The following is an 8181-nucleotide window of genomic DNA, read 5'->3' on the forward strand; positions in this document are numbered from 1 at the left end:
ATTTAGAGCAGATTTAATTGACTTCTAATACCCGCTTTTGCCAAAATAAACATCTTACCGTGGTCGGGTATTCTAACCCTAGTGTCTAGAATTTTTTGTGGCTGAAGTTTCTTGATTTTCTTAAATAAACTCAAATAATATTTATAAGCAACATAAACACCAAAACGAGCTTTTAATGGCAATTGAAGTATGCCCTCATATGCGTGATCAAAATCTTTTTGTATGTCTTCTTCTATTTTTAATTTGTCTTCCTGAGTAAAATTAGTGAAGTCGCAACCTGGAAAATACATACGATCCAAACCTTCGAAATCTGCCTTTAAATCTCTCAAGAAATTAACTTTTTGAAATGCAGAACCAAGGCTACATGCATAGGGTTTCAGCTGTTCGTAATTGGTTCTATTGCCATTGCAAAAAACATACAAACACATTAAACCAACTACTTCAGCACTTCCATAAATATATTCTTCATATCCAGATTTATCATATTGCTTCTTTCCCAAATCCATTTCCATGCTATGCAAAAAAGCATCAATCAATTGAGGGTCTATTTTAAATTCATTTACCGTAAGTTGAAAGCTGTGCAAAATGGGGTTCAAAGAAATTTTCTGATCAATTGCTTTATAGGTTGCTGCTTTAAATTCTGCTAGTAATGTTTCTTTATCAAAGTCATGAAATGTATCTACTATTTCGTCTGCAAACCTTACAAACCCGTAAATATTGAATACGGGTGTTCTAAGATCTTTATGCAAAAGACGAATAGAGGAAGAAAAACTAGTGCTATAAAGCTCGGTAGTAATTCTGCTACATTCTTGGCTTACCTGGTGAAACAGTTTAATCATATAATTTCGAAATTTCTTTCGCCACAACTTCACCGCTGATTAAGCTGGGAGGTACTCCTGGCCCGGGAACGGTAAGTTGCCCTGTAAAGAATAAGTTTTTTACTTTTTTACTTCTACACGATGGCTTTAAAACAGCAGTTTGTAGCAAAGTGTTCGCTAAACCATATGCATTTCCTTTAAATGCGCTGTATTCACTAATAAAATCGCTTTGCGCAAAGGTCTTTTTATAAATAATGGCGTCTTCAATTGACTGTCCAATCTGCTTTTCAATCCGTTTTACAATCAATTTAAAATATTTTTCCCTCAACTCATCTGTATCTCCTGTTAAGCCCGTTGCAACTGGTATTAATAAAAATAAGTTTTCACATCCAGCAGGTGCTACTGTAGCATCTGTAACTGAAGGAACACACATATAAAACAATGGATCGGTTGGCCACTCTTTGGTTGTATAAATTTCTTTACCGTGCAACCCAAAATCTGTATCAAAAAAAAGTGAATGATGTGGCACACCTGTTAAGCGTTTATTTAAGCCAATATAATACAGCAAACAGCTGGGAGCCATTACACGTTTATCCCAATATGCGGGCGTATAGGTTTGGTATTGGGGCTGTAGTAAATCGGTTTCAACATGGTGATAATCTGCTCCGCCCACTACAACATCTGCTTCTAGATTAATCATCACTTTTCCTGCTGGCGTATTAGCCATACAAGAAACTGATTTTGCTATACCATTTTCTACATTAATTTGATTTACGCTATGATTGAATCGGAAATTGACCCCCAAAGAAATGGCTAAATCATACATGCCTTGCACAATTTCATACATCCCCTTATTAGGATACCATGTTCCTCCTTTTATGTCGGCATAGTTCATTAAACTATACAATGCTGGCGTGTGTTCAGGTAAAGCACCTAAAAATAAAACGGGGAATTCCATTAATTCAACCAGCTTCGGGTTCTTAAAATACTTGCCCACATGAGATTTCATTGAATTAAATACATCCAATTTAAAAACTCCTTTTACTAAATCAATGTCTAAGAATTCAGTGAGTGATTGCCCTGGCTTAAATACCAATTTGTTTACGCCTACTTCATATTTGTAGGCTGCTTCTTTCATGAATAAATCCAATTGCCTCCCAGCTCCTGGCTCTAGTTTTTCAAACAAATCTTTTAATGCTTGATAATTGGCTGGTATATCTATTACATCATCTGGCCAATACACCCTATAAGAGGGATCTAATCGGGTAAGCTGATAATAGTCGCTCACTTTTTTTCCAAACTGTTCAAAATAACGTTCAAATACATCGGGCATCCAATACCAACTAGGTCCCATATCAAAAGTGAATCCTTCGGCAGCGTACTTTCTGGCTCTACCACCTGGTAATTCATGCTTTTCTAGAACGGTAACTTTCCAGCCCGATCTGGCTAGAAAGGAAGCTGCGGACATGCCCGCGAAACCACTTCCGATAACGATCGCTTGCTTATTCTTCACTTGATACGTAAGTTAATGAAATTTCTTAGAAACGCTGTACATGCGCTTTCAGCAGTTTTCTGGCAAAGTGAATTCTGCTTTTAATAGTACCCAACGGCTCTTCTAACATTTCTGCAATTTCGTGGTATTTATAGCCATCAAAATATAACAAAAATGGATTTCTAAAAATCTCTGGCAAATTATGAATAGCTTGTTTTACTTCCTTCATATTTATTCCAGCGATGGCTTCATTGGCAACAGCTCCTTGATTAAAGTCTAATAAGTATTCATTGGGCGTATTGTCGAAAATAGTTGCTTGCTTAGATTTTCTTCTGTAGTTGTTGATGAATATATTACGCATGATGGTGTACAACCATGCTTTAATATTAGTACCAACATTGTACTTGTCTTTATTTGCCAATGCCCTAAACAAAGTTTCCTGATAAAGGTCTTTGGCCGCTTCTTGATCACGTGTTAAAGTAACAGCAAATGGTTTCAAAAAATCCGCATTATTAACCAGCATTTGATTGAAATCTAGCGTAGACATGGCGTATTGTTTAATTTATTATACTGTAAAGTTAAACATAATAATCGACAAGTAAAGATATTTTTGTTTAATTTTTACTAAAGAAATGTGAAACAAAAAACCCGCTGATAGCGGGTTGATTGATTGCTGTTTAAACATTATAATATATTGCTATAAGGCTGTTATGTATTCCATAACCTCAGAAAGTGACTTCTTAAATGACACATTTGTAGGGATTCGCTTCTTGTAATTCTGGGTTAAAGCTCCTGAAACAATCACTTGAAATTCAGGTATTCTGTTCTGCACATTTACCAAGAACTTTTCAAAATTGAAATTATTGGCAACAGAAGTTAAATGAGAATATAAAAAGTCGGGCTTCTTTAAAGTAGCTACATATTCCACATCTTTTAAAGGCACATTGGCGCCCAAATAGATGACTTTAATTCCTCTACTCTTAAATAAATAATTGGTAAATAAAATACCCAATTCATGGTGTTCCCCCTCCGGCAAAAAGACTAATACCGTCTTTTTTTGAACCAATGGGGCATGGCAGGTTTCAATACCCATGATTAATTTTTGACGAATAATATTGGTGACCAAGTGCTCCTGAGCTGGGTTAATATGATTGGTTATCCATAAAATACCAATACGCTCTAAAAACGGAAAGATGATTTGTGGAATGGTTCTTTCAATTCCTTTAGACTTGATATAGCCATCTAAAAGCATCTCGAATTCTTCAATCTTCATGTCGACCATGCAGCTTATCAACTCATTTACCATTCGCTCTATTTGTGCTTGCGATTGGTTCAGAGAAAGCGTTTTCTCACGCATTTCTGCCGCACTCATTTTGTCTATATGGGAAATCTTAAAACCGTATTTGTTCAATAATGCAATATTGAGCACGGTTTTTAACTCATCCCCAGAATAATAACGGATATTGGTTTCTGTGCGCTGTGGGTTTAGGAACGAGTACCGCTGCTCCCAAATACGGATGGTATGCGCTTTAATACCCGACAGGTTTTCTAAATCTTTGATTGTAAAGGCATTCATACAATAGTAACGCTGCGAATCCAGATTTGTTTAAAAGATTTACAAAACCTTTAAACGCTTTAAGTATTCCCCATACCCACTTTTAGCATATTTCTCCCCTAAAAGCATCAATTGTGCCCTATCAATAAAGCCCATTCTGTAAGCTACTTCTTCAATACAACCTACTTTCTGGCTCTGGCGTTTTTCAATTACGCGAACAAATTCACAAGCATCCGCAAATGAATCAAAAGTACCCGTATCTAACCAAGCGGTTCCCCTATTCATAATACCCACTTGCAAAGTTCCTTTTTCTAAATAAACCCTGTTTACATCGGTAATTTCATATTCACCTCTGGGTGAGGGAGCTATATTTTTGGCAATTTCTACTACACTGTTGTCATAAAAATATAAGCCTGGCACTGCATAATTAGACTTAGGCTGTTTAGGTTTCTCTTCTATTGAAATAGCTTGTTTTTGGTCATTAAATGCTACTACACCATATCGCTCAGGATCATTTACTTCGTAGGCAAAAACGGCCGCCCCATTTACATCATTGAAACTTTGTACCAGCTTACTAAAGCCTGCTCCATAAAAAATATTGTCGCCTAAAATCAAACAAACTTTATCGCTGCCAATAAATTTTTCGCCGATTACAAATGCTTGTGCCAAGCCATTAGGCTCATGTTGCACTTCATAAGAAAATTTGCACCCAATTTCTGAACCATCGCCCAACAATCTTTTAAATTGGTCTTGATCTTGTGGCGTTGTAATAAATAAAATCTCTTTGATTCCTGCCAACATCAATACCGAAAGTGGATAGTAAATCATGGGCTTATCATAAACCGGCATCAGCTGTTTGCTGATTCCCTTGGTGATAGGATATAACCTGGTTCCTGATCCGCCTGCTAAAATGATTCCTTTCATAAAATGGGTATTAAGCGTTGAATTAAAATTCTAATGTATTTACCGTATCACGTAATAAAGGCAATGACAAATCTTTTTCTGATAATTTAATTTCATCTGGAGATAATTTCCAGTCGATGGCTAAATCTGGGTCATTGTAAATGATTCCCCCTTCAGATGCTTTGTGGTAATAATTATCTACTTTATAAAAAAAAGTTGCTTGTTCACTTAATACAATAAATCCATGTGCAAATCCACGTGGTACAAAAAACTGGGTTCTACTTTCTCCTGTTAATTCCACTGCAACGTGTTGACCAAAGGTTTTAGAATCCTTACGGAGGTCTACGGCAACATCCAGCACCGATCCACTCAACACCCTAACCAATTTAGCTTGTGCAAATTCACCATTTTGATAATGCAATCCACGCAAAACTCCTTTAGATGAATTGGATTGATTGTCTTGCACAAAATCAATGGCTACACCCGTTTTCTCTAGAAAAGTATTTCTATTAAAACTCTCAAAAAAATAACCACGACTATCACCAAAAAATGTGTCGTGAATGATAAAGCAACCTTCAATGGGGGTATATTCAATTTGCATGATTACTTATTGCTGTACATAGATTCATAATAGTGTTGATAGTTTCCACTGGTTACATTATTTAACCACTCTGTATTAGCCAAAAACCAATCGATGGTTTCACTCAATCCTTCTTGGAAGGTAACACTTGGCTTCCAACCCAATTCACGATTAATTTTAGATGCGTCAATGGCATATCTTCTATCGTGCCCAGGTCGGTCTTTGATATAAGTAATTAATTGCTCACTGGTTCCTGCTGGTTTACCCAATTTTTCGTCCATTTGGGTACACAATAATTTTACTAAGTCAATATTTTTCCATTCGTTAAAACCACCAATATTATAGGTTTCTCCTGTTACTCCCTTGTGAAAAACCATATCAATGGCAATTGCATGATCCTTTACATACAACCAATCACGGGTATATAATCCGTCTCCATAAACAGGTAATGGTTTGCCTTGTATGATATTATTGATAAACAAGGGGATCAATTTCTCCGGAAAATGAAATGGCCCATAATTATTGGAACAGTTAGATATAACCGTTTGTAAATGATAAGTTTCATGGTACGCTCTTACAAAATGATCGGATGATGCCTTACTTGCAGAGTAAGGTGAACGTGGGTCATAAGCAGTCTCTTCAGTAAACAATCCTTCTGCTCCTAAGCTCCCATATACTTCATCGGTAGAAACATGGTAAAAGCGATGATTGTCTAAATCTGCAGCCCATTTTTGCTTAGCAGTATTTAATAAATTAACCGTACCGATTACATTGGTGTACACAAAATCTAATGGAGAAACAATGGAACGATCCACATGTGATTCTGCTGCTAAATGAATTACATCGGTTACTTGGTATTGATCAAACAATTCCTCCACCGCTTTCACATCCAAAATATTCACTTTGGCAAAACGATAATTGGGCTTGTTTTCTATATCTCTTAAATTTTCCAAATTACCCGCATAGGTTAGCGCATCTAAGTTGATGATTTGGTATTCAGGATATTTATTTACAAATAATCTTATAACATGAGAGCCAATAAACCCTGCCCCTCCAGTGATAACAATGTTTTTAGACATAATGTATTTCTTAATAATATAAAGGTACTATTTTGTAAGCTTGTTTAACTTATTGCCCTATTAATTCCAAGGTGCATTTTTTACCAATTCATATACCATAGAAATGCCTTTGTGCAAATCTATCCTAGCTTTCCAGCCAAATTGATTGATTTTGGTCACGTCCATTAATTTTCGGGGAGTACCATCTGGTTTGGATAGGTCTAACACAATTTCCCCGGTATAACCAGTTACTTGTTTAACCATTTGGGCCAATTCTAAAATAGTCACATCTATACCTGTTCCAATATTCACCAATCCTTTTTCATTGTAATGCTCCATTAAGTACATACAAGCTTCGGCCAAATCGTCTACATGTAAGAATTCTCTTTTAGGAGTACCTGTTCCCCATATAGTAACCGAAGGGTCATTGTTTTCTTTAGCAGTTATAAACTTGCGAAGCATTGCTGGTAAAACATGGCTTTTTTCTAAATCGTAATTGTCATTAGGCCCATATAAATTGGTGGGCATGGCAGAAATAAAATTACAACCATACTGTGCTCGGTAACTATCACATAATTCTATACCTGCTATTTTAGCAATGGCATAGGGCTGATTGGTTTCCTCTAAATAACCACTCAATAGATATTCCTCTTTTAATGGTTGTGGTGCCATTTTTGGATAAATGCAAGAAGAGCCTAAGAACAATAATTTTTTTACCGCATTTACATGACTCTGGTGAATAATATTACTCTCCATCATCAGGTTATCGTAAATGAACTCTGCTCGGTATGTGTTATTGGCAACAATACCACCCACTTTTGCTGCAGCTAAAAAAACATAGTCTGGTTTTTGGGCAGCAAAAAAATCGGCTACTGCCTGTTGATTGCGTAAGTCTAATTCAGCTGAAGTTCTGGTAATGATATTAGTAAATCCTGCTGCTTGTAATTGCCTAACAATAGCACTTCCAACCATTCCTCTATGGCCAGCTACGTATACCTTTTCATTCTTATTCATGTTCTTTCTCTATCGTGAATCCGTTGTTTTGCAACAACTGTTCTTTTTTAAATACGATGATATCTGCTGCCACCATTTCTTTCACCATTTCGGCTAATGTATAGGTTGGCTCCCAGTTTAATTTTGTTTTTGCTTTGGTTGCATCGCCAATTAATAAATCTACTTCAGTAGGGCGATAATAACGTGGATCTACTTTAACCACCACCTGGCCCAATTTCATTCCATGGGCTTGGGTATTGGATATTTTGCTAATCACACCCACTTCATTCACTCCTTCTCCTGTAAAACTCAATTCAACCCCCACTTCTTCAAATGCCATTCTAACAAAATCACGGATATAAGTGGTAATGCCTGTTGCCAATACAAAATCTTCTGGAGTATCTTGTTGTAACATGCGCCACATGCCTTCTACATAGTCTTTAGCATGGCCCCAATCTCTTTGTGCATCTAGGTTTCCTAAATAAAGGGTTTCTTGTAATCCCATCGAAATTCTAGCTACTGCTCTAGTAATTTTTCTGGTTACAAATGTTTCTCCACGCAAAGGACTTTCATGGTTAAATAAAATTCCATTACAAGCATACATGCCATAAGCTTCTCGGTAATTAACCGTAATCCAATAAGCATATAATTTAGCTACTGCATAAGGACTCCTTGGATAAAAAGGAGTGGTTTCACTCTGTGGAACCGCTTGAACTAAACCATATAATTCAGAAGTAGATGCTTGATAAAATTTGGTCTTTTTAGTTAACCCTAATAATCGA

Annotated in this window: 9 protein-coding genes; all 9 read right to left on the bottom strand. The window is 36.4% G+C overall.

Annotated elements, in window-relative coordinates:
* Positions 1–2: 2 nt before the first annotated feature.
* Complete coding sequence (locus Q8S25_RS01215; protein WP_305534068.1) at positions 3–839, bottom strand: phytoene/squalene synthase family protein; 837 nt, start codon at positions 837–839, stop codon at positions 3–5.
* Positions 832–2331, bottom strand: a complete 1500-nt coding sequence (locus Q8S25_RS01220) for an NAD(P)/FAD-dependent oxidoreductase (protein ID WP_305534070.1) — start codon at positions 2329–2331, stop codon at positions 832–834. The genes Q8S25_RS01215 and Q8S25_RS01220 overlap by 8 nt, the downstream gene beginning before the upstream one ends.
* Before the next feature lie 25 nt (positions 2332–2356).
* Entirely contained in the window at positions 2357–2857 is a 501-nt protein-coding gene (locus Q8S25_RS01225) for an RNA polymerase sigma factor (RefSeq protein ID WP_305534072.1), read from the bottom strand.
* Positions 2858–3007: 150 nt separating this feature from the next.
* A complete protein-coding gene (locus Q8S25_RS01230; protein ID WP_305534074.1) occupies positions 3008–3886 on the bottom strand; it encodes a MerR family transcriptional regulator in 879 nt (292 codons plus the stop codon).
* Positions 3887–3925: 39 nt separating this feature from the next.
* A complete protein-coding gene (gene rfbA / locus Q8S25_RS01235) occupies positions 3926–4789 on the bottom strand; it encodes a glucose-1-phosphate thymidylyltransferase RfbA (protein ID WP_305534076.1) in 864 nt (287 codons plus the stop codon).
* Between the two features lie 22 nt (positions 4790–4811).
* Complete coding sequence (rfbC, locus tag Q8S25_RS01240) at positions 4812–5369, bottom strand: dTDP-4-dehydrorhamnose 3,5-epimerase (RefSeq protein WP_305534079.1); 558 nt, start codon at positions 5367–5369, stop codon at positions 4812–4814.
* A 2-nt stretch (positions 5370–5371) separates the two neighbouring features.
* On the bottom strand, positions 5372–6427 hold the full coding sequence (rfbB, locus tag Q8S25_RS01245) for a dTDP-glucose 4,6-dehydratase (protein WP_305534081.1): 1056 nt from the start codon (positions 6425–6427) through the stop codon (positions 5372–5374).
* Positions 6428–6487: 60 nt separating this feature from the next.
* Entirely contained in the window at positions 6488–7420 is a 933-nt protein-coding gene (locus Q8S25_RS01250; RefSeq protein WP_305534083.1) for a GDP-L-fucose synthase, read from the bottom strand.
* Positions 7413–8181: GDP-mannose 4,6-dehydratase (locus tag Q8S25_RS01255; protein ID WP_305534085.1), on the bottom strand; the 769-nt coding region annotated here is incomplete at its 5' end. The genes Q8S25_RS01255 and Q8S25_RS01250, both read right to left, overlap by 8 nt.

The organism is Sediminibacterium sp. (assembly GCF_030695065.1).
In the GTDB taxonomy this organism is placed as follows: Bacteria; Bacteroidota; Bacteroidia; order Chitinophagales; family Chitinophagaceae; genus Sediminibacterium.